Origin of the sequence: Sediminibacterium sp. (assembly GCF_051861365.1) — a bacterium.
Classification (GTDB): Bacteria; Bacteroidota; Bacteroidia; order Chitinophagales; family Chitinophagaceae; genus Sediminibacterium.
The window spans coordinates 24,292-45,708 of sequence record NZ_JBHYCW010000011.1 but is presented as its reverse complement, the minus strand read 5'-3'; the positions used below and the strand labels follow the sequence as shown (position 1 = coordinate 45,708).

Sequence of the window (21,417 nt, the reverse complement as noted above, 5' to 3'; positions counted from 1 at the left end):
CGGCCTTAATTCTATTTCTTACATCTGACATCAGACATCAGAGATCAAAAAATCAAGAAATCAAGAAATCAAACTTCAAAAATCCTAGTGGTGGTGATGGTGCAGTTTTTCTGCAAAGGCTTCGGCGCTGATGCTTTCTTCTTTAGCAGTTACCTGAGACTCCAACAAACCAAACAATTTTTCGGTGCTGATGCGGTGGTAGCTTTCCTCTACGTATTTTCTATCCTGCATCATGCGGTTGGCATAATCGTCAACCCATTGTTGGTTATCGCCTAATGCACCCAATTGTCCGCCCATATAGCTGAACAATTGTTGTTTAGCAAATTCACGGATATCATCAGGATGTACTTCAATTTTATTGTCTGCAACCAGCTTGCTGCTTACCAATGTCCATTTCAATTGGTTGATGAAAGTTGGATATTCCTGTTCTGCTTCTTCGGCAGTCTTTTGCTTTTCGCCACCGGTTTGTAACCAGCGTTTCAGGAAGCTTTCAGGGAATTCCATATTGGTGTGATCTACCAAGTGATGATAGATCTGATCATGGATTTGATTGCGAGCTTGTTGTGCGTAGTAATTTTCAATTTCTTTCTTTACTTCTGCACGGAAATCTTCAGCAGTTGTGATTTCGTTATTCGGATAAACTGCTGCAAAGAATTCAGCGTTCATCTCAGCTTTCTCTACCAGTCCAACCTTAGTGATCAATAACTTGAAATAACGGTTGCCATCAGCAGGAGTGAGACCAAGGTCAGCCAGAATAGCTTCTTTCTCTTTGTCTTCAAAGGCTTTATCCAACTGCAATACAACGGTATCATTGGTTTTCTTACCTATGAAGTTTTTGCGGAATGATGCTTCAAAATATTTAACCAGTAATGAGTTGTCTTTGCTAATTCCACCTTCAATTTCATTGCCATTCTCATCACACTCAATAAATTTTACATTCAGTACGTTTTCATCACCGGCAACGGCTTCCGGCTCGGTCATTTTTCCATTACGGATTTGTAAACGTTCAACTTCCTGATCGATCATTTCATTTGTTACATCAATCACATAACGTGTTACTTTGATCTTTTTAGTGTCGATCTCAACGTTGGGTTTTAAACCAATCTCAAAAGCAAAGCTTACATCAGCAGGATTATTCATATCCAATGCACGTGCATCGTTGTCTAATGGTAAAGGCTGAGCGAAAATGTCTAACTGCTCGTTATTCAGATAAGTATTCAATTCCTTTTCTACTGTACGCAACACTTCATCAGTGAAAACACTTTGTCCGTACATTTTCTTTACCAATCCGGCAGGCACCATTCCCTTTCTGAATCCTGGGATATTAGCGGTCTTTGCATATTTCTTCAGACTCTGCTCAAAACCTGATAGGTAGTCTTCCTTATTTAAAGTAACGGTCAATTTGTCGGTCAGTAATCCAATGTTTTCTCTGGTAACGGTGGCCATGATATATATTTTATTGATATTTTATTGGTTGAATCTCAAATCTTATCTTCAATAAGTTAGAAACTCTTTTTCCAAACGGGCAGCAAAGGTAGGAGTTTAACGCATAAAAACAGCTGTCAAACACCAAATAAGCCGCTATGGGCAATGCTTTTCTCTTTTTCTTGCTAGCATTTCTTAGTGAAATTGTAGGAACTGTGGGTGGATTTGGATCTTCGGTCTTCTTTGTGCCTTTGGCAGGCTTCTTTTTTGATTTTAAAACCGTATTGGGAATCACTGGATTATTGCATGTCTTCAGCAATATTGCCAAACTGGTACTTTTCAGACAGGATATTCAATGGAAACTGATCTGGAAGATAGGAATACCCAGTGTGGTATTGGTGATTGTAGGTGCTTGGTTAACCAATCGGGTAACTTTTCAATATGCAGAACTGTTATTGGGTATTTTTTGTGTGGTCTTCGCTATCCTTTTCTGGTGGAAACCACACATGAAAATGAAAGCAAATACCGGTAATGCTATTGCAGGTGGCGGACTAGCGGGTTTTTTGGCCGGATTTATTGGAACAGGTGGGGCTATTCGTGCCATAACCCTAACCTCCTTTGCATTAGAAAAAAATGTCTTCATTGCTACTTCTGCAGCTATTGATTTTGGAGTAGATCTCAGTCGTTCAATCGTATATGTCAATCAAGGTTATGTGCAGGGAAAAGATTGGTGGTATTTACCCGGACTTATTGTAATTGCTTTTTTGGGGTCTTATGTGGGCAAGATGATCTTGAATAAAGTGCCTCAGGAGACTTTTAGAAAAATCGTATTGTTCTTTGTTTTTGCTACAGGGGTGGTCATGACATTTAAAGCCTTAACAATATGATGCGATTTTTAAATCAATGATTATCAGTGTATTGTAAATATTTTCACCATTCTTGTTTATTTTTCGTGCATTCAATGTTGACAAATACCGGCTGGGAGAAGCAACAGAAAAAGGGGGGCTTTGTATCTTACAGATATGGAAAGCACTTATTACACCTTGCAGACTTTGTACAGGATTGTAAGAGAAGAACCCCATCCCGAGCAATACCTCTGTACACCACGGGAGATGATTCTGTATTCTACATTTAGCTGGGATACTATTCATAAGCATTTACTGGCATTGGCTCAGCAGGGGCTTGTGATGTTACAACAGTTGGATACTCCTCATTGTTATATCACCACCCAAGGCATTGAAACTGTGAAATCTTCTTTTGCCAATGAAGGCAGTAATGAAACGATCGGTTTATTGGTCAAGCGAGAAGCGGTATAAAGAGAACTTTTTTACATAAGTAAGGCCCTCAGTGAGGGCCTTTATTTTTTGTGCGGATGATAGGAGTCGAACCTACACGCCTCACGGCGCCAGATCCTAAGTCTGGTGCGTCTGCCAATTTCGCCACATCCGCTTTTCCGTTGCCGGGTGGCAAAAGTAGGGGATTTACTCAGAAAATAATGGTAAAACTCGTTCCTTTATTTGGTTCACTGGTTACGGAAATGGTACCCCCCAATTCATCGACCTGATGTTGGACGAGGTACAATCCGATTCCCTTACTGTCATTCTCAACTTCAGTATTGCGTTGGAAACGAAATAAAGTAGGGCCAAATTTGTCCATGTCAATCCCTTTGCCATTGTCACTCACCCTTAAGCAAACACGTCCGTTATCCATGAAGCTTTCCAGTCGAATTTCCAGCGGGGTTTCTTCACGACTATACTTGAGCGCATTACTGATGAGATTGTATAAAATACTATGGAGATACACTTTTGCATAATCAAAACTTGCTACGGTAAAATCCCTGTATATGACTGCATATTTTTGTTGGATCAAATGGTCTAATTGAACCAGTACACTATTGGTGATGGCATCAAAATCACATGTACTCAAAGGGGATTTTTGATCCAAGTGCCATTGTAACAATTTGATCAGTTCATTCAAATTATTGTACAGATCATTACTGGCCTGTTTTAAATACTGAAAAGCTTGTTGACCTGATTCTTCGTCTTTTTTACTTTCATATACTTGTAACAACTTCTTGATATTATTTGCGGGTCCTCTTACGTCATGTGTTATGATGCCGGCAAAATCTTTGAGTTGTCTGATCTTTTTTTCGAGTTCTTCCTGAATTTTCAGTTGTTGAGCATTTTGATCAACAAGATCTTTATTCAGGGTAATAAGTGCTGAAATATCTGTAAAAGCCGCTACTGCAAATTTTTGTTGATTGACCTCAATCATACGGGTATTGGTCGAAAACCATTTCAACTCACCATTCCCAGTAGTAACTCCAATAATAACTTTGTTTTGTGGCTCACCTGAGCGAAGGGTCATAACCATCGGGTGTTCTTCAATGGGAAGAATGTTGCCGTCAAGACCAATGGCATTCCATTTTTCATCTCCGGAAGTATTACCCAATAATTGTTCAGCAGACACATGTAAAAGCTCTAATGCTTTTTTATTAAACCCAACTATTTTCCCTTCATGATTTTGAACAACTACGCCTTCTTCTAATGTATCAATGACGGCATTGAGGAATTGGTAATCTGTTGAATATTGCTGCGAAGAATCGTACATCAGGGGGTTGTATCATGCAATACTATTTATTATTAAAGTCTTATGTGTTTAAAAACAACTTAAAAACGGTTAACACATCAGAATTCTAGCTAAGCAAACGTTTGCGTTATTTGGTTGGCAATGCTTCTAAGATTTTTTTGATCACCCCATCCTGTGCTCTTCCATCAATCCAACGAATCACTGCTACCAGTTCATGTTCCGGATCAACATAGATGAGATTATTGCCATTGCCTACATGTGTAAATGCAGTAGCGGGTGCACTGGGTAAGAATTTACGATCGGTATTCAAGAACCAATTCATATAACCATAATCGTTTTTCGGAACTGTTGGTGTCAATGATTTTTTGATCCATTCTTCACTCAACAATTGTTTGCCATTCCATTTTCCACGATTCAATGTAAGCCAACCAAAACGTGCCATATCATAAGCATTGATGAACATGCCGCCACCCCAATGTCCACCGCCGCTTACAGATTGAACAGGCTGTCCATCCAAAACAATCCATGCATTTCTATAACCCGTCCACCGCCATGTATTGGAAGCACCAATCGGATCCATAATGGTTTGTTTGAGTACTTGTGGTAGCGGCTTTCTCCAAACACTGGTTGCTGCCAATGCCAATACATTTACCCTTACATCATTGTATTCATAAGTGCTGCCGGGTTTATTGCGTGGTCTGTTCAACCATTTATTCGCATCTGCGTCCGGTCTGTCTGCCCAATCCGGTTTGCCCCAAAGTGTTCCTTCCCAATCACTGGTTTGTCTGAGTAGATCATCCCAAGTGATAGTACGATTATGTGGCGATGCAAACGGAAACAAAAGTTGTGGGGTGCCTATTTCTTCTGCGGCTCTGTTGGTCGGTGCTTTTGGATCGTACCATTCGATCGGTGGAATATAGGGTGCAACTGTATCATATACATTCCTTATCAACCCCTGATCTATTGCTACGCCCACTACTGCAGATAAAAAACTTTTGGTAACACTATGTGTCATATCGCAACGCATGGGCTCCCCCCATTGTGCTACTATATAGCCTTTGTAAATGATGAGCCCTGTTGCTTCTCCTCGATCTGCAAATGGACCGATCCCTTCTCCAAAAGGTTCTTTGCCAAAAGTTCGGTAATGATTGATTTCCATACTGCGTGGATTCTTCGATTCACTGGCTCTGGCCAATGCAATCGCTTCTTCTACTAGAGCAGTATTCAATCCCATTGCTGATGGCGATCGCTGTTCCCAAACACCGGCTGCAGGAAAATAAATGGCTGATCGCTGTTGTGCAAACAACAACAAAGAAGGAAACACTATCAACAAGAAAAGACTAAGTAAACGTTGTGATTTCATGTTACTAAGGTAGGGATAGCAGGTGGCTTATAGTCCATAGCAAATAGTAATTTTCCTACAATATGCTATGAACTATAAGCAATAAGCTAAACTATCTCTGCCCGGCATAACGCCTGCTATCACCGCCTCTGAAAGATCTGCGTTGTGTGTGGTTTCGTTGGGGTGGTGGTTGTTTGGAAACAGGTTTGAAATTGGTCAGAGAAATATTGCTCATCGCATAAGGATGATCTGTAATAATAGGAATCTGAATACCAATCAGTTTTTGAATGTCTCTCAGGTTTACTTTTTCTTCCGCATCACAGAAAGCGATGGCAATTCCTGAAGCACCTGCGCGTCCGGTTCTTCCAATACGGTGAACATAGGTTTCCGGGACATCAGGCAATTCATAATTGATCACATGTGATAATTGCTCTACGTCAATTCCACGTGCAGCGATATCTGTGGCTACTAATACGCGTAGTGTTCCATTCTTAAAATCATTCAATGCACGCTGACGAGCATTTTGTGATTTGTTGCCATGAATAGCAGCAGCGCCAATACCTGATTTCACAAGGTCTTTTACCACTTTGTCGGCGCCATGTTTGGTTCTGGTAAAAACCAATACAGTTTTGATATCCTGATCAGACAGTAGATGATGTAATAATGCTCGCTTATCTTGTTTTTCAACAAAATAAACAGACTGCTCAATTTTTTCAACGGTAGACGATACTGGTGTAACTTCTACTTTTTTGGGTTGATGTAAAATGCTATTGGCAAGTCCCGCAATTTCCGGAGGCATGGTTGCAGAGAAAAATAGGGTTTGTCTTTTTGCAGGTAATTTGGCAATTACTTTTTTCACGTCGTGAATAAAGCCCATGTCCAACATCCTGTCTGCTTCATCCAATACAAAAAACTGTAAGTGTTGTAAACTCACAAAACCTTGTTGCATCAGATCCAATAAACGACCGGGTGTTGCAATCAATATATCAACACCTCTTTTCAACGCTTGTGTTTGGGGTACTTGTGATACACCACCAAAAATAACAGCATGAGAAAGTCCGGTATGTCTGCCATAAGCAGCAATACTTTCATCAATTTGAATGGCTAGTTCTCTGGTGGGCGTCAATATCAATGCTTTGATACCTCTCTGAGCAGTTTTCTGCTGATAAAGTAACTGTAATAATGGAATAGAAAACGCTGCGGTTTTTCCGGTTCCTGTTTGCGCACAACCCAATAAGTCATTCCCTTCCAAAACAATAGGAATAGCCTGTTGTTGGATAGGTGTAGGAGTTGTGTAACCTTCTGTCTGGAGCGCACGTAAAATGGGCTCTATCAGATTCAATGAATCAAATGTCAATGGAATAAATTTTATATAAAAACACAACTGAATTCGCTCAGTTGTTATATAACCTTCCTACCTGTAGATGCTAAAAGCGACCTGTAAAAGACTGATGAACTTTGTCACGGAAGGAAATCGAGTCGTGTAGAGAGAGTATATGAATGGTGCAAAGATAAGGAAAATAAGTGGATTATGGTTTATAGTCCATGGTCCTTGGTAAACAGTAGCGTAAGTTAGGTATCATCAATTAGTAGTTAATATCGCTTTTTCACCTTTCACTTTTGACTTTTCACTTTCCCATCAAATCATCTCCACAATCTTCTCCAAATAATGCTGGTCCACTGTATCAAACTGATCTAGTTCGCTGGCGTCTACGTCTAATACACCTACTACTTCATTGTTGTGCATAATAGGTATTACGATCTCAGATTTAGAGAGGCTACTACAAGCGATATGTCCGGGAAATTTTTCAACGTCGGGGACAATCAATGTTTTGGCTTCAGCCCAACTGGTACCGCATACACCTCTTCCTTTTCTGATACGGGTACATGCTACAGGTCCTTGAAAGGGGCCTAATACCAGTTCATCATTCTTTACCCAATAAAATCCAACCCAAAACCAGCCGAATTGTTCTTTCAATGCTGCTGCAATATTGGCGAGGTTGGCTACCAGATCATTTTCACCTTCAATCAATGCTTTGATCTGTGGTATTAATGACTCGTATTGTGTTTGTTTATCGCCTTTGATGATGCTTAAATCTTCTGCCATGGTGCAAAGATAAATGATATCATTGATGAGCTTGTTATCTGCGTGAATCATGACAATCATGAAAATCCATGTTCCATTATTTCACATATTTACCAATCACCGGTAATTTCTGAAACTCCTTCTTCTCTACAAGCAAAATAAACCAAGCATATATGGCTATCAATAAACATCCAAATGCAGTTCCCAACCAAAAAGATGAAACGAAATATACAAAAGCTTTATGGATCAAGAAAAGTAAGGTTACGATGACGAGATATGCGATCAGTTTTTTCGTGACATATGGTATTGGATAGTGCTTTTGTCCGAGCTTGTAGCTGATCACCATCATAAAAGCATAGCAAACAAAATTGGCCCATGCACTACCATTATAACCAAATAAGGGTATCCACCAGATATTCAATGCAATTGTGATGACAGCACCTATCAATGTGATCCAAGCGCCTGTTAGTGTTTTGTTGGTGAGTTTGTACCAGACACTCAGGTTGTAATAAATGCCCAGAAACACACTACCCATCGCAAGAATGGGGACGATGGATAATCCTTCTTCATACAATGCTGCATTTTTACCTGCTCCAATGTATTTGATCAAAGGAAGATTAACAACAATACCTAACCAGATAAAAGAACAAACGATCACAAAAAATTTCATCACTCTGGCATAAGTACGCGGTGCATTTTCTTCTTTGGATTGATTAAAGAAAAAAGGCTCTGCGCCCATCCGGAATACCTGAATAAATATGGTGATGAGCACTGCTAGTTTATAGTTGGCGCCAAAAATACCCAGTTGTCTTAACTCTTCTTCTCTCGGAAGGTCCAATACACGTGTATAGACCAGTCGACTGAGCATTTCATTGATCATACCCCCTAATCCAACAATGATCAATGGATAAGAATATTGCATGACCTGTTTCCATAATTTCCAGTTCACTGAAAATCGAAAACTCAGTAACTCTTTTGCAAGTAAAACCAAAGTGAGTATACTAGCGATGATATTGGCAATAATGTAATAACCAATATCAATTGTTGGATCATAAAAAAACAACCAGGGGTTGGATGGATTTTCTTTGTACAGTTTCGGGCAAACACCTATGAAAAACAGAACCAGTAACACATTTACTACAATACTGAATACCTTAATAAAAGCGTAAAAACGAGGTCTTCCTTCTTGTCTAAGTTTAGCAAAAGGAATGACGGAAAGCGTATCGAAGAACAAGATCCAAGCGATCCATTGAATATATTCCGGATGATCCGGAAAGTCAATTGCTGCTGCCAGTGTATGGGTGTTGAGTAAAAGGAAAGATGTAAATACAACAGTACTGATCACGATGGAGCTCATAAGTGTATTAAATACTACTGATTTCTCATGATCTTGTGCAAAACGAAAATAGCTGGTCTCCAAGCCATAAGTAAACAAAATATTCAAAAACGGAATAACCGCATACACTTGTGTGATGCTAGCAGTACTGGCAGGTTCATACAGCCAAAAAAGTAACAGACTCAAGGCGTAGCCTAGAAAACGGCTGGCAATTGTGGGTACACCATACCATAATGTTTGTCCTGCTAATTTTTTGATGCTGCTCATACAGTGAATAGTGAGTGAATTGTGAATGGTGAATAGTCAATCAGGAATTCATAATCATAGATTTCATTGCTTATTCACAATTGACCATTCACCATTCACTCACTAAAACTGCAAAATACACGATTAATTATGAATATCAACAGGAGCTGTAGTGCTTATCCCTTTTCCGGGTGCTGCAAAATTGGGGTTCTTTAAAAAGCTACTATCTGATAAAGTATATAGAAAAGCAGTCAATTGTCCGATTTCGAAATTGGATAAGGGTATTCTGTTTCGTAATAAGCTATCCGTTTTTGAATCAGGCACCATATTCTTTCTGTAATGTTCCAGTACACTCATTACAGAAAAAAAACGACCATCATGTCCATATGGGAAACTACTCATGACATTCCTTAAACTGGGTACTTTGAATTTTAGCGAGTCCATTGGATCATTGGTAATTTTCATTCTTCCTAAATCTTTTAAAAATGGATCTATTGGCATACCAATATTCCGGTAGCTATAATCTGTGAACATCGGTTCAGTGTGGCAACTCACACATTTTTTTTTGAAAATATCATAGCCTAATTTTTCAGGGAGAATAAAAGTATCTACCCCTTGCATCACTCGGTCGTATTTGCTATTGCTACTAACAAAAGTGAGTACAAACTGACTGATGGCTTTGGTTAGTTTTTCTGTCGTGACCTTCTCATCACCAAAAGCAGCTTTGAATAATCTTCGGTATTCTTTTTCCGCCTGGAGTTTTGAAAGCACATTTTGAATGCTCTCTGCCATTTCATTTTCGGCTGTAATTGGTGCTAGTGGCTGTAGGTCTAAATGATTAATCCCACCATCCCACATAAATTCTTTTTGCCAGGCCAGATTGAAGAGTCCTGGTGCATTGCGTGTGGTGAGCGAATTGTTGTAACCATGACTCAAACTATGATCATACGTGTTGAAAGCGCCAAATTGTTGGTGACAAGTACCACAGGAGATCGTTCCATCTTTACTTAACCGGGTATCATAAAATAATTGTCTACCCAATTCTATACCTTCTTTCGTTAAAGGATTTGATTTGAAATCATATACAGGTTTGGGCCATCCTTTTGGCACCATCAATTTTACAGGTGTTGGTTTGAAATACTGGCTGCCTGTAACCCAACTGATGCATATCAGGCATATAACTACAATAACTCCTATCGTTTTACGGTACTTCATTTTTGTTGGGATAGGATTGAAAACATGTTCGCATAATTATTCGCAATGCTTACTGCGAGTGTGCCCGGACTATGACAAACAGGTTCTTTTGAAATCATTAATGGATATGATCCTTCAAACCATTTTTTAGCATCTGCAATAATTAAAGCTTTATTATCAGGAACAGATAAAGGCAATGTAATGGATCGGGCGGTATTATTATTTCCTCTGAAACCTCCAATATGATACGTAAATTGTTTTCCTGCGATCTGTGAACTGGTAGCAGTTCCTTCCAGCTTTGCCATGATGTAGCCACTATTCCATGTCCAGAACATGCCATGTAGTGGATCCAATGCCCCCGATTGCACACCGGATACATTTCGCAAACTATCTACCCCTAATAAAAAATGAATCCAGCGATATTTCCCAATGGGGATGTTCAATGTAATGTTTCCGGAAACTGAGTCTGCAGCATCAATCAAATAATACTGTACAGGCAGTGTTATTTTTTTTCCTTGTTCATTGGTTAACTCGAAGTGAGAGACATAATATTTGAAACGATTGATGGTAATGGTATCTCCATGCATCATATACGATTGTTCAGGCACCAATAATGCTTCCCCAAATCGGTTGTGAAAATGAATCATCAGCTGTTGGGTCTTTTGCGACTGTACAGATGATGTCAGCGATATCAATAAAAAGAATAAGAGTGGTTTCACGGCTAGCGATAATCGTTTTTATTAATTTTTCTTCTTAGTTCTTTATTTTGGGTATTCTTCTTTTTAGATTCTATTCGCTTTTCTTTTGATGCCTTAGTGGGCTGAGTGGGTCTTCTAATCTTTCTTTTGATCAGTGATGTGGTCAGCAATTGAATCATTTTTTTAATGACTGCTTGTTTGTTTCCCAGTTGTGTTCTTTCTGATTGCGATTTTACCAATAATAACCCTTCATCAGTAATCCTGTTTTGTAAACGTTCCTTGATGAGTTGTTTTTGTTCATCAGTAAATAATATAGATGACTGAATATCCCAACGCCCTTCTACCATGGTTTCCACCTTGTTCACGTTTTGTCCCCCCTTACCGCCACTTCTGGCTGTCTGGAATTTTATTTCAGGGGTTATATCTATCTTCATCGCACTAAAGTTCGGATAAAAAGAGTTAAGGAAATATGAGAATTGTAATTCAAAGGGTAAGTGAAGCTGCTGTAAGCGTCGATGGACAAATAACAGGCAGTATCGCTAATGGATTATTGGTATTGATGGGTATTGAGGATGCGGATACGGTGGAAGATATCGAATGGCTGAGTAATAAGATTACTAATATTCGTTTATTTAATGATGCAGATGGGGTAATGAATCTCTCTGTAAAAGATATCAATGGGGACATTTTATTGGTGAGTCAGTTCACCTTGCACGCCAGTACTAAAAAAGGAAACAGGCCTTCGTATATCAAAGCATCAAAAGCTGAATTTGCGATTCCGATGTATGAGAAAATGATCCGTCAGTTAACCATTGATCTTGGAAAGCCGATACAAAAAGGTGTTTTCGGTGCTGATATGAAAGTGTCTTTATTGAATGATGGTCCGGTGACTATAGTCATCGATTCAAAAAATAAGGAGTAATGGATATTGAGAACAGAGATCATATTGACCAACTGATGCGTGCTTTTTATGCAAAAGTGATTCCGGATGCAGTTATTGGACATTATTTCACACAAGTGATTCAAATGGACTTAGAAAAGCATTTACCGGTGATTGTTGATTTTTGGGAAACGGTGCTTTTTGGTGTTGCGAAATATAAATCAAATGCCATAGCGATACACCAGCATTTGCATGAAAAATCAGCATTTGAAGACAAACATTTTACACAATGGGTACAAATATTCCAATCAACAGTTGATGAATTGTTTGAAGGAGAGAAAGCAGAACTAGCCAAACAAAGGGCACTATCTATTGCTACTGTAATGAAACTCAAGCTTCTACATCAACAACAAGGCTTCTTCGGGCAGAAATAATCAATTATGACTTTTTGTTATGATTTTTTATTGTTAACTTATACGTTCACAAGAGAAAGTTGTCGTATAATCCCAATCTGTTTGTAGTGAAATACTCGATGACGGGTATCATAACAAAAAACTGTTTTTCTTCGGCAATTATTTGGCATCAAACCTAAGGAAAACAGATTTTACGAGTCGTGATTATATTCTTTGTCTATGAGTGAAAAGCAAAAAAGCAGTACAGTTGCAGGTACCCATTTAGCCCAGGATGCTGTTAAAAAGCCGGTTCTTGTTTTTATTATTCCCGATCATTCTCTTTCGTTAGATCAATTGATTGGTTCTTTTACAGATCCCTGTAAAATTTGTTTTGTCATTTGTGGACCAATTTCATCCACACAGAAAAAACAATTAAGCACAATAGCTAAAAAAAATAATGTTTTAAAGCTTCGGTTTATACAGTCGGATAGTATTCCAAACTCAGGGGATATATTGGTAATTAATGATGAGCAGCCAAGTATTTCATTTATGGCTGCCATACGTGAATCAAAAAATATTCCATCCTATTACAAGGATGTGATCCGTTTACTGAATCAAGGAGATGGATTACTCAAAATCATTCTTTTTTGTAAAGAGTTATTGAAAGATGATCTAGAATCTTTTGAAGATTTGGCAGCTCATTTAATTGTAGAGGAAAGATTTGTAAATGATGAGTTGCTGGCATTACCTGAAGCAAACATCATGGATATGTGCTTGCCGGTAAATGAAATGTCGGCAGCCGTAGAAAAGATCATATCCGGAAAACTGAGACTCAGGAATCGTTCTTTTCATCATCTAACGACCTTACAACAATCATATCAACTGGCAGAGAATATCAATCAACAGATTGATGGAATTCTTTGGGAAGCAAATGCGCAAACATTTGAGTTTACATATATCAGTCCACAGGTAGAAAAAATTCTTGGATATACTGTTCATGAATGGATGTCGCAAAAAGATTTCTGGCAGAAACATATACATCCTGATGATCGGGATGGTGCCGTGAACTTATGCCATTGTGAAACAGTAGCGGGACGAGATCATGTATTTGAGTATCGTATGATTGCCAAAAATGGAAAAGAAATCTGGATACATGATCGGGTAACTATAGAGTTTAAGAAAGGCATTCCTTCGATTCTAAGGGGCGTGATGATAGACATTACAAAAGAAAAAGAAGTACAGCAAAGGTTGTTACACGAAAAGCAATTAACAGAGTTATTGGTACATAACCTGCCCAATGTCTTCTTTCTTTTTAATGCCGAAGGCAAGTTTCTTTTGTGGAATAGAATGCTGGAAAATATTTCAGGATACAGTCATGAAGAAGTAGCGAAGATGAGCCCTCTTGATTTTTTCAGTGATGAAGTGAAGCCATTGATTAAAGCCAATATTGAGTTAACCTATAAGGAAGGTTATACAGAAATTGAAGCCTCTTTCATTGCCAAAAATAAAAGGGCTATCCCTTTGCATTATACTGCCAGACAAATTACCTATATGGGGGAGTCTTGTATTTATGGTGTGGGTACAGATCTCAGTAAGGTGAAGAAAACCATGTTGGAGTTGAGTCAGATGATCAATAATACTGACGAAGCTTTTTTATTATTGGATACTTCTTTAAACATCATCACTTTTAATAAAAGCTTTGATGCCTTATATAAAGATCTTTTAGGTATTACAGTTCGTAAAGGGGAATCTATTCTGGAATATGCAGAAGACAAACGAAAATCCCAATTAAAGCAAATGTATCAGCAGGTTTTGAACGGTGCTGAATTAGTCAATGAAATCAATATTAATGCGATTGATGGATCTAATAAAACCTTTTCAGTTCGCTATAAACCAGCTTTAGATAACAATAAAGAAGTAATTGGTGTTTTTATTACAGCCGCTGATATAACATCAGAAAAGCTGGTGAAAGAGGAGTTGTTAGTATCAGAACAACGCTATAAATATTTGTTCGATAACAATCCGGCTCCCATGTTTATATGGGATTTTGAAACAAGACAGATACTAGATTGTAATGATGCAGCATTATTGAAATATGGCTATTCCCGTGATGAATTTTTACAATTGACCATTTTAGATATTCGACCAACGGAAGATATCGATAGAATTTTATCGGTAACCACTTCAGAAGAAATCTATACCAATTATGGCAAATCCCTTCATGCAGATACTTGGCGTCATTTGAAGAAAAATGGAGAGATCATGGATGTAGAAATTACCGGTCATATCCTTGATTTCAAAGGTAGAAAGGCAGCACTAGTATTGATCCATGATGTAACCGAACAAAAAAGAGCAGACGCTCAGTTACAGTTGAGCGAACAACGCTTTAAGTCGCTTATTCAGGATGGAAGTGATTTAATCGGCATTCTTGACATCACTGGTAATTATAGTTATGTAAGTCCAACATCTGTTTCGGTTCTAGGTATAGAACCTTCAGAATTTATTGGAAAAAATGCATTTGATTTTATTCATCCGGATGATAAAGAAGAAGTGATCTCACAATTTAGTAGACTTGTTACGGATAAAAGAATCAGTATACCGCCTTTTAGGTTCAAAAATAAAGATGGTGAATGGCGTTGGATAGAAACGGTGGTTACCAATTTGTTGGATGATCCGGCCATCATGGGTATTGTAGCCAATTCAAGGGATGTAACAGAAAAAGAACAATTATTTGGCGAGCTTAAAGCCAGTGAATCCCGCTATCGTGGTTTCTATGACTCACAAACCAATTTTGTGATTCGCACCGATATGGAAGGCAAATACAGTTACTACAATAAAAAATTTGAAGAAACATTTGGCTGGTTATACCCTGATGGAAACATCCTCGGTAAAAGTTGTTTGGATTCTATTTGTGCATACGATCATCCAAAAGTTTTTGAAGCTGTCCAAAAATGTATTCATACACCTGAAACAGTTTACAAAGTAGAACTTGATAAGCCATTGGAAGATGGTTCAGTACTTACAACACTTTGGGATTTTACCTGTGTTACCGATGCTGAAGGAAAACCTTTTGAGATCCAATGCATGGGTATTGATATTACAGAAAGGATACAGTTCGAAAAATCTTTGAAAGAGAGCAATGAACGGTATGAATACATCAATAAAGCAGCCAATGATGCCATCTACGACTGGGACCCTGCCAATGATAAATTTTATTGGGGAGAAAGTTTCACCAGAATTTTTGGTCATCAGGTTAACATCAGCAATTTTACTTTGGATGATTTAGCAAAGCTGGTACACCCCAATGATGTTGTAGTTGCTCAAAAAGAATTACAAGCTTTTCTTGCTGATCCATCACGTAACAGTTGGACTTTTGAGTGTCGACTACAAAGAGCAGATGGTGCTTATGCGTATATCAAACAGATTGGGTATTTGATACGCAACAGCGATGGCTCTCCTAAACGAATGATTGGCGCGTTGAGGGATGTTTCAGAGAATAGAGAATTACAACAATTGGTGAATAATGCTACCAAACTTTCAAGAATTGGTGCTTGGGAAGTGGATGTTAAGCGGAATACTGTGTATTGGTCGCCTATGACAAGAATGATCCATGAAGTAGCGGACGATTTTGTTCCCTCAATTGAAGATGGGGTTGATTTCTATCGTGAAGATATTCGTGAGGAAGTACGATCTATTTTATTCAACGCCATTCAAAAAGGTGAAACTTTTGACTTTGAACGGCCATTGATCACTGCAAAAGGGAATGAATGTTGGGTAAGAGCAATTGGAGAAGTAGAAATATTTGATGGAGAGGTGATCAGGGTATTTGGAAGCTTTCAGGATATCAATGAAAGAAAAATAGCACAACTACGATTACAAAATACTGCCGATAATATTCCGGGCGCCATATTCCAGTTTCAGTTATTTCCGGATGGAACTAATCGGGTAATAAATTTAACGAAGGGCGGTGAAGATCTTTGGGGTTACTCACCGGAAGAATGCATGGCTAATACGGATCTGATTTGGCAGCAAATGAAAGCAACGGGTGACTATGATCATGTAATGGAAACCATCCGTGAATCAGCGAATACATTAAGCCAATGGTATTGTTTGTGGCGTAGCCGTAAGCCTGATGGAGGTATCAGCTGGCATGAAGGTCTTGGTTCTCCTCGTAAACTGTCTGACGGCAGTATCCTTTGGGATTCTATTATCACTGATGTTACTGAAAAACAACAACTGGAACAATTGCTTGAAAAAGCCAGTCAGATGGCTAGAATTGGTAGCTGGGAGAAAAATTTTATCAATGATCAGCATAATGACATGTACTGGTCTGCTATGACCCGACAAATACTTGAAGTAGATGATCATTACAATCCTTCTTTAACTGGAGGCTTTGAATTTTATGACGAGAAAAGTAAACAGCTTATTCAAAATGCAGTAGACATATTAATCAGCGATGGAAAAGAGTTTGATCTAGAATTATTATTGACAACCGCAAAAGGTAATCAAAGATGGATTCGTTGTATTGGAGAGGCGGAAATTTCAGAAGGTAAATGCACACGTATCTATGGAAGTTTTCAGGATATACATGAAAGAAAAGTTGCTGAACTTGAGATAAAGGGTACCAATGAAAGATTTGAAAAAGTAACCAAAGCCACCAATGATGCTATTTGGGATTGGGATATATTAACCGATCAAACATATTTTGGAGAAGGGTTCCTAACACTTTTTGGATACGATCTTTCCAATCTAAAACATGACTCAATGTTGCGAGAGTGGTCTGGACTCATTCATGAAGAAGATGCAGAGCTGGTAAAAAAGCATTTTAAACTTGCACTTGAGTCATCGAATATCTATAAATGGCAAATGGAATATCGCTATAAAAAAGCCAATGGTAGTTATGCTTTTGTTCAGGATAAAGCATTAATTATTCGCGATGATCAACTCAAGGCGGTTAGAGTGGTAGGAGCCATGAGCGATATTACTTATAGAAAAGAGTACGAAGAATCTTTGCGAAGGCTGAATACATCACTGGATGCAAAAGCAAAAGATTTAGCGGTTTCAAATGCGGAACTGGAACAATTTGCATATGTGGCATCGCATGATCTTCAAGAGCCGCTTAGAATGGTCACAAGTTTTCTAACCCAGTTGCATAAAAAATATCATGATCAGCTTGACGATAAGGCTAATCAGTACATACATTATGCGGTAGACGGTGCTAAAAGAATGCGACAGATCATTCTTGATTTACTCGAGTATTCAAGGGTGGGTAAGCATGATAGTATATTGGAAACAATCGAAGTAAATCAGATCATAGATGAAATACAGCTTTTACAGCGCCAACGTATGATCGAAAAAAATGCATCGATTCATTATGATGAACTTCCGGTGATACAGTTTTATAAAGTGCCGTTGACACAAATATTTCAAAATTTAATCGGAAACGCGCTGAAGTATTCAAAAGATAATGAAAGGCCAAGGATCATGATAAAAAGTGAAGTAATGGAGCATTGTTATTTATTTAGTGTTGCAGATAATGGAATTGGCATTAGTGAAGAGTTTCATGAAAAGGTATTTGAAATTTTTCAAAGACTACATAGTAGGAATGAATACGAAGGAACCGGAATGGGCTTGGCTATTGTGAAAAAAATTCTCGAAAATCTGGGCGGAAAAATATGGTTAGAGTCGGAGGAAGGTAAAGGGAGTACTTTTTATTTCACGATTCCAAAATAATCGTCATGGGTATCTGGAAGCGTTATAAACAACATATCAAAAACAATTTTTGTCTAGATCAGATACCCATCAATAATATACACTACTGGAAAACAAGATTGTTTGCCAACGCGATTATCTATACCTTACCGCTTTCATTAATAGCATACATTCCGGGTGTTTATTATAGTTGGCATTTGGGTTTATATTCACTTGTATTGATTGATACGCTTGCTGTTCTATTAATATTCCTTATTGGCTTTTTACCGACCTTATCCTTACAGTTAAGGAAAGCCTTATTTGTTTTTTGTGTTTATTTTATTGCGGTAACTTTTGTTTGGTTGATTGGAACTTCGGGTCCCGGACTCTTGTATATGTTGGCGGCCTCTTATTTTTGTATTCTTATTTTCCCTAATCAATACGCATTTTACCCTGCTTTTATCAATCTGGCAATTTGTTTAGTAACAGCGATTATAATTTCCATGAATATACTTCCATGGAGAGAGAGTCCTGCACATAATGTTTCTGAATGGTTTGCCGTATGTACCAATTTGATTTTTCTGGGATTTACATCATCTGCACTGATACCAAGAGTATTTAACAGTTTGGATCGGGCTTTGCGGATGGAGCAGGAGATGCGAATCGAGAGAGATCGTCAAAATTTGATGTTAGAGAAAACCTTAGAAGACCTGAAAGTAAAAAATCAGGAGCTGGAGCAGTTTGCATTTATAGCATCACATGATCTGCAAGAACCTCTTCGTATGATCACGAGTTTCTTAGGACAGATCGAAAAAAAGTATGGTGATATACTTGATGATAAAGGACGTCAGTATATATATTTTGCCAGTGATGGTGCTAAACGTATGAGGCAGATCATACTGGATCTGCTCGAGTATTCCCGTATTGATCAGACTCAGTTCAAGCCTGAATTTGTAGATATTGGTTTACTAATGGACGAGATTTGCATTTTGCATAGTAAGACCATTGAAGAAAAATCTGCATCAATACATTATCAAGATTTACCGGTGATCCATTATTATCGGGCACCTCTTTTTCAGGTACTTCAAAATTTGATCAGTAATGCTTTAAAATATAGTCATCCCGATAGGAAACCGGATATCACTGTCTCAGCGATTTGGAAAGACAAAGCATGGGTTATTTCTGTGCAAGACAATGGTATTGGAATTGAACCTGCATATTTTGATAAAATATTTGTGTTATTTGAAAGGTTGCATTCAAAACATGAGTACGGAGGAACAGGGATGGGATTGGCTATTGTTAAAAAAGTAATGGATAGTCTGCAAGAACGAATTTGGGTGGAGTCGGAAAATGGGCAAGGGGCTATATTCCATTTTACCATAGAGCCCATTGGGTCGGAAGTTTAGAATACATACATCTCCATGTTAGCTTTCTTTCAATAATATGCATGACAATGCTGATCTTCGAACATAAAATATTGGATTATGACTATTCAGGAAGCACAAAATCAGGTGGATACTTGGATCAATACAACCGGTGTTAGATATTTTAATGAGCTCACCAATTTGGGTATTTTAATGGAAGAAGTCGGGGAATTGAGTCGCTTGATGGTTCGAACTTATGGAGAACAATCATTCAAAGACTCTGATAAAGGGAAAGAATTGTCAGATGAGATGGCTGATGTATTGTGGGTATTGATCTGTTTGGCCAATCAAACAGGAGTTAACTTAACAGAAGCATTGGAAAAAAACTTTGCCAAGAAAAATTTGAGAGACCAAGACAGGCATAAGAATAATGAAAAACTTCAGTAGAAGGCTCAAGAATTAAGAAACAGGGTACAAGTAAGGTACAAGGTGCGGACTTCAGGCTACAAGTTGCAAGCCACAAGCTGCACGAAGGTTTCAAGATGCAAATAAAAAAAGGCACAAAATTCAAGATTGATGCTTGAACCTTGTGCCTTTCTTGTCTCTTGAATCTTAATTCTTGGATCCTTTAATTTTTATCAAAGATACTCTTCTGCTTAGCCATCTTCTCGATCTCAGCAACTGTTCGCGGAGAAGATGCGGAGAGATTTCGATTTCCATCTTTGGTAATCAGGATATCATCTTCAATACGAACTCCAATACTCCACCATTTTTTGTCGCATTTGCTTCCGGGTGGAATATAAATACCTGGCTCTACTGTCAGATAAGCACCTTCTTGTAGCAGCTGTGATCCTCTTACACCCATATCATGAACATCGAGTCCGAGGTGATGAGAAGTACCATGAGGGAAATACTGACGAGCTTCCTGTTCATTAGCAGCAATACCCAATTTGATCAATCCACGGTTGATAACACGACGAGCAGCCGCATCAACACCATTGTAAGGATTCCCGGGTTTACAAGCAGCAATACCCGAGTCTTGTGCTTCCAGTACCAATTCATAAATGATTTTTTGTTCCGGTGTGAATTTGCCATTCACAGGAATAGTTCTGGTTACATCAGCAGTATAGCCATGGTATTCAGCGGCGCAATCACTCAATAACAAATCACCATCTTTCATCAGACGCAGATTGGTAATATAATGGAGCACACACGCATTTTCTGAAGAGCCATTGATACTGGGATATCCCGGATATTCAGAGCCATTCTTTTTGAAATGGTATTCCATAATGGCCTGCGCCTGGTATTCAGTCATACCGGGTTTGATAGCACGTATCACATCATTGTGACCTTCACAACTCATCTTAGCGGCTTTCTCCAACAATGCAATTTCTTCCGGTTGTTTGATGCCACGTAAAGAAGAAAGGATCATGTTAGTGGTACGACCGGCAATCGGTTTGTTATGGGTAATGATTAAACTATCTACAATGCCTGCCATGCGAGATAGAGGATCAGGATCTCTTTTATATTTCGAGAAAATATCTTCACCGCGAAAAGCAGTTAATACAGAATCAACCGTATTAAAATCAAATGTATTTGCTGTGAACTTGTCATTGGTAAACACATTTGCGATCTTGTATTTATTTTTAACGCCCTCAACTCCCAGAATTTTACCAGTCCACAATTCTCTAAATGGGTCACGATTTTGTACGAAAATGAATTCGGTACCGGTAGCGCCTAGGATCGTTACAGGTTGTTTGAAGAGCAGGAGTAAAGCATTCGGCTCTTCCAATCCTGTGAAATAGTAAAAATTCTTGCTTTGCGCATATTGGTAGTCCACATCATTATTTCTTACCCTTACTTGTGAAGCAAAGAAAACACCCACTGAATTGTTAGGCATCATTTCCCTGAATGCAGCTCGACGACCGGCATGGAACTCAGGACTTAAATAATCATTCGGATACTCTGTTGTTTGCTGTGACCAGCCAAATGCAGGCAGTAACAACAATAAGAGTTTAAAACATCTGTTTCTAAGCATGTGATATTTTTTTGAGCGCATTAAAACTATAGGTTTTCAGCGATTAAGGCGAAAAAAAAGTGAGGAAAGGGAGAAAAGCTACTAGCTGCTAGCCGCTAGCTTCTACGTTTAAGTAATGAATAATTTTCTATAGCTC

General features: G+C 38.5%; 17 protein-coding genes and 1 tRNA gene. 7 read left to right on the top strand and 11 right to left on the bottom strand.

Annotation, left to right across the window (positions count from 1 at the left end):
• Window positions 1-84: 84 nt before the first annotated feature.
• Entirely contained in the window at window positions 85-1,446 is a 1,362-nt protein-coding gene (gene tig, locus ACTIEV_RS06910; protein ID WP_439516291.1) for a trigger factor, read from the bottom strand.
• Window positions 1,447-1,583: 137 nt separating this feature from the next.
• Here tig and ACTIEV_RS06905 point away from each other — a divergent pair, with 137 nt between their 5' ends.
• Window positions 1,584-2,312: a sulfite exporter TauE/SafE family protein gene (locus ACTIEV_RS06905; RefSeq protein WP_439516290.1), complete on the top strand. Its 729-nt coding sequence runs from the start codon at window positions 1,584-1,586 to the stop codon at window positions 2,310-2,312.
• A gap of 120 nt (window positions 2,313-2,432) precedes the next feature.
• Entirely contained in the window at window positions 2,433-2,741 is a 309-nt protein-coding gene (locus tag ACTIEV_RS06900) for a hypothetical protein (RefSeq protein WP_439516289.1), read from the top strand.
• A 51-nt stretch (window positions 2,742-2,792) separates the two neighbouring features.
• Here ACTIEV_RS06900 and ACTIEV_RS06895 read toward each other — a convergent pair.
• The 9 genes from ACTIEV_RS06895 to arfB all read right to left on the bottom strand — a co-directional run bounded on the left by ACTIEV_RS06895 (window position 2,793) and on the right by arfB (window position 11,350).
• A tRNA-Leu gene (locus ACTIEV_RS06895) sits at window positions 2,793-2,874 on the bottom strand.
• A gap of 36 nt (window positions 2,875-2,910) precedes the next feature.
• Window positions 2,911-4,035, bottom strand: coding sequence for a sensor histidine kinase (locus ACTIEV_RS06890; RefSeq protein ID WP_439516288.1), 1,125 nt, complete (start codon window positions 4,033-4,035; stop codon window positions 2,911-2,913).
• Between the two features lie 106 nt (window positions 4,036-4,141).
• Window positions 4,142-5,377: a serine hydrolase domain-containing protein gene (locus tag ACTIEV_RS06885; RefSeq protein ID WP_439516287.1), complete on the bottom strand. Its 1,236-nt coding sequence runs from the start codon at window positions 5,375-5,377 to the stop codon at window positions 4,142-4,144.
• Window positions 5,378-5,468: 91 nt separating this feature from the next.
• On the bottom strand, window positions 5,469-6,713 hold the full coding sequence (locus tag ACTIEV_RS06880) for a DEAD/DEAH box helicase (RefSeq protein WP_178888531.1): 1,245 nt from the start codon (window positions 6,711-6,713) through the stop codon (window positions 5,469-5,471).
• A gap of 282 nt (window positions 6,714-6,995) precedes the next feature.
• Entirely contained in the window at window positions 6,996-7,463 is a 468-nt protein-coding gene (locus ACTIEV_RS06875) for a GAF domain-containing protein (RefSeq protein WP_439516286.1), read from the bottom strand.
• A 76-nt stretch (window positions 7,464-7,539) separates the two neighbouring features.
• Window positions 7,540-9,045 carry a lipopolysaccharide biosynthesis protein gene (locus ACTIEV_RS06870; RefSeq protein WP_178888530.1) on the bottom strand — a complete coding sequence of 502 codons (1,506 nt, stop codon included), beginning with the start codon at window positions 9,043-9,045 and terminating at the stop codon, window positions 7,540-7,542.
• A gap of 123 nt (window positions 9,046-9,168) precedes the next feature.
• Window positions 9,169-10,239 (bottom strand): cytochrome-c peroxidase, encoded by a 1,071-nt coding sequence (locus ACTIEV_RS06865; RefSeq protein WP_439516285.1) that lies wholly within the window; start codon window positions 10,237-10,239, stop codon window positions 9,169-9,171.
• A complete protein-coding gene (locus ACTIEV_RS06860; RefSeq protein WP_178889773.1) occupies window positions 10,236-10,937 on the bottom strand; it encodes an MbnP family protein in 702 nt (233 codons plus the stop codon). The genes ACTIEV_RS06865 and ACTIEV_RS06860 overlap by 4 nt, the downstream gene beginning before the upstream one ends.
• A 2-nt stretch (window positions 10,938-10,939) precedes the next feature.
• Entirely contained in the window at window positions 10,940-11,350 is a 411-nt protein-coding gene (arfB, locus tag ACTIEV_RS06855; RefSeq protein WP_178889772.1) for an alternative ribosome rescue aminoacyl-tRNA hydrolase ArfB, read from the bottom strand.
• Between the two features lie 35 nt (window positions 11,351-11,385).
• On the opposite strand from arfB, the gene dtd reads away from it, so the two are divergent.
• From dtd to ACTIEV_RS06830, 5 genes are all read left to right on the top strand, one after another.
• Window positions 11,386-11,838: a D-aminoacyl-tRNA deacylase gene (gene dtd / locus ACTIEV_RS06850; RefSeq protein WP_178889771.1), complete on the top strand. Its 453-nt coding sequence runs from the start codon at window positions 11,386-11,388 to the stop codon at window positions 11,836-11,838.
• A complete protein-coding gene (locus tag ACTIEV_RS06845) occupies window positions 11,838-12,230 on the top strand; it encodes a group III truncated hemoglobin (protein ID WP_178889770.1) in 393 nt (130 codons plus the stop codon). Before dtd ends, ACTIEV_RS06845 begins: the two co-directional genes overlap by 1 nt.
• A 198-nt stretch (window positions 12,231-12,428) precedes the next feature.
• Window positions 12,429-17,921 (top strand): PAS domain S-box protein, encoded by a 5,493-nt coding sequence (locus ACTIEV_RS06840; RefSeq protein WP_439516284.1) that lies wholly within the window; start codon window positions 12,429-12,431, stop codon window positions 17,919-17,921.
• Between the two features lie 5 nt (window positions 17,922-17,926).
• Window positions 17,927-19,285 carry a sensor histidine kinase gene (locus ACTIEV_RS06835; RefSeq protein ID WP_439516283.1) on the top strand — a complete coding sequence of 453 codons (1,359 nt, stop codon included), beginning with the start codon at window positions 17,927-17,929 and terminating at the stop codon, window positions 19,283-19,285.
• A gap of 78 nt (window positions 19,286-19,363) precedes the next feature.
• The gene (locus tag ACTIEV_RS06830) at window positions 19,364-19,690 is read left to right on the top strand and encodes a nucleotide pyrophosphohydrolase (protein WP_439516282.1); all 327 of its coding nucleotides are present in this window, start codon (window positions 19,364-19,366) and stop codon (window positions 19,688-19,690) included.
• A 181-nt stretch (window positions 19,691-19,871) separates the two neighbouring features.
• On the opposite strand, the gene ACTIEV_RS06825 is transcribed toward ACTIEV_RS06830, so the two are convergent.
• Window positions 19,872-21,281: an aminopeptidase P family protein gene (locus ACTIEV_RS06825; protein ID WP_439516281.1), complete on the bottom strand. Its 1,410-nt coding sequence runs from the start codon at window positions 21,279-21,281 to the stop codon at window positions 19,872-19,874.
• Window positions 21,282-21,417: the final 136 nt, after the last annotated feature.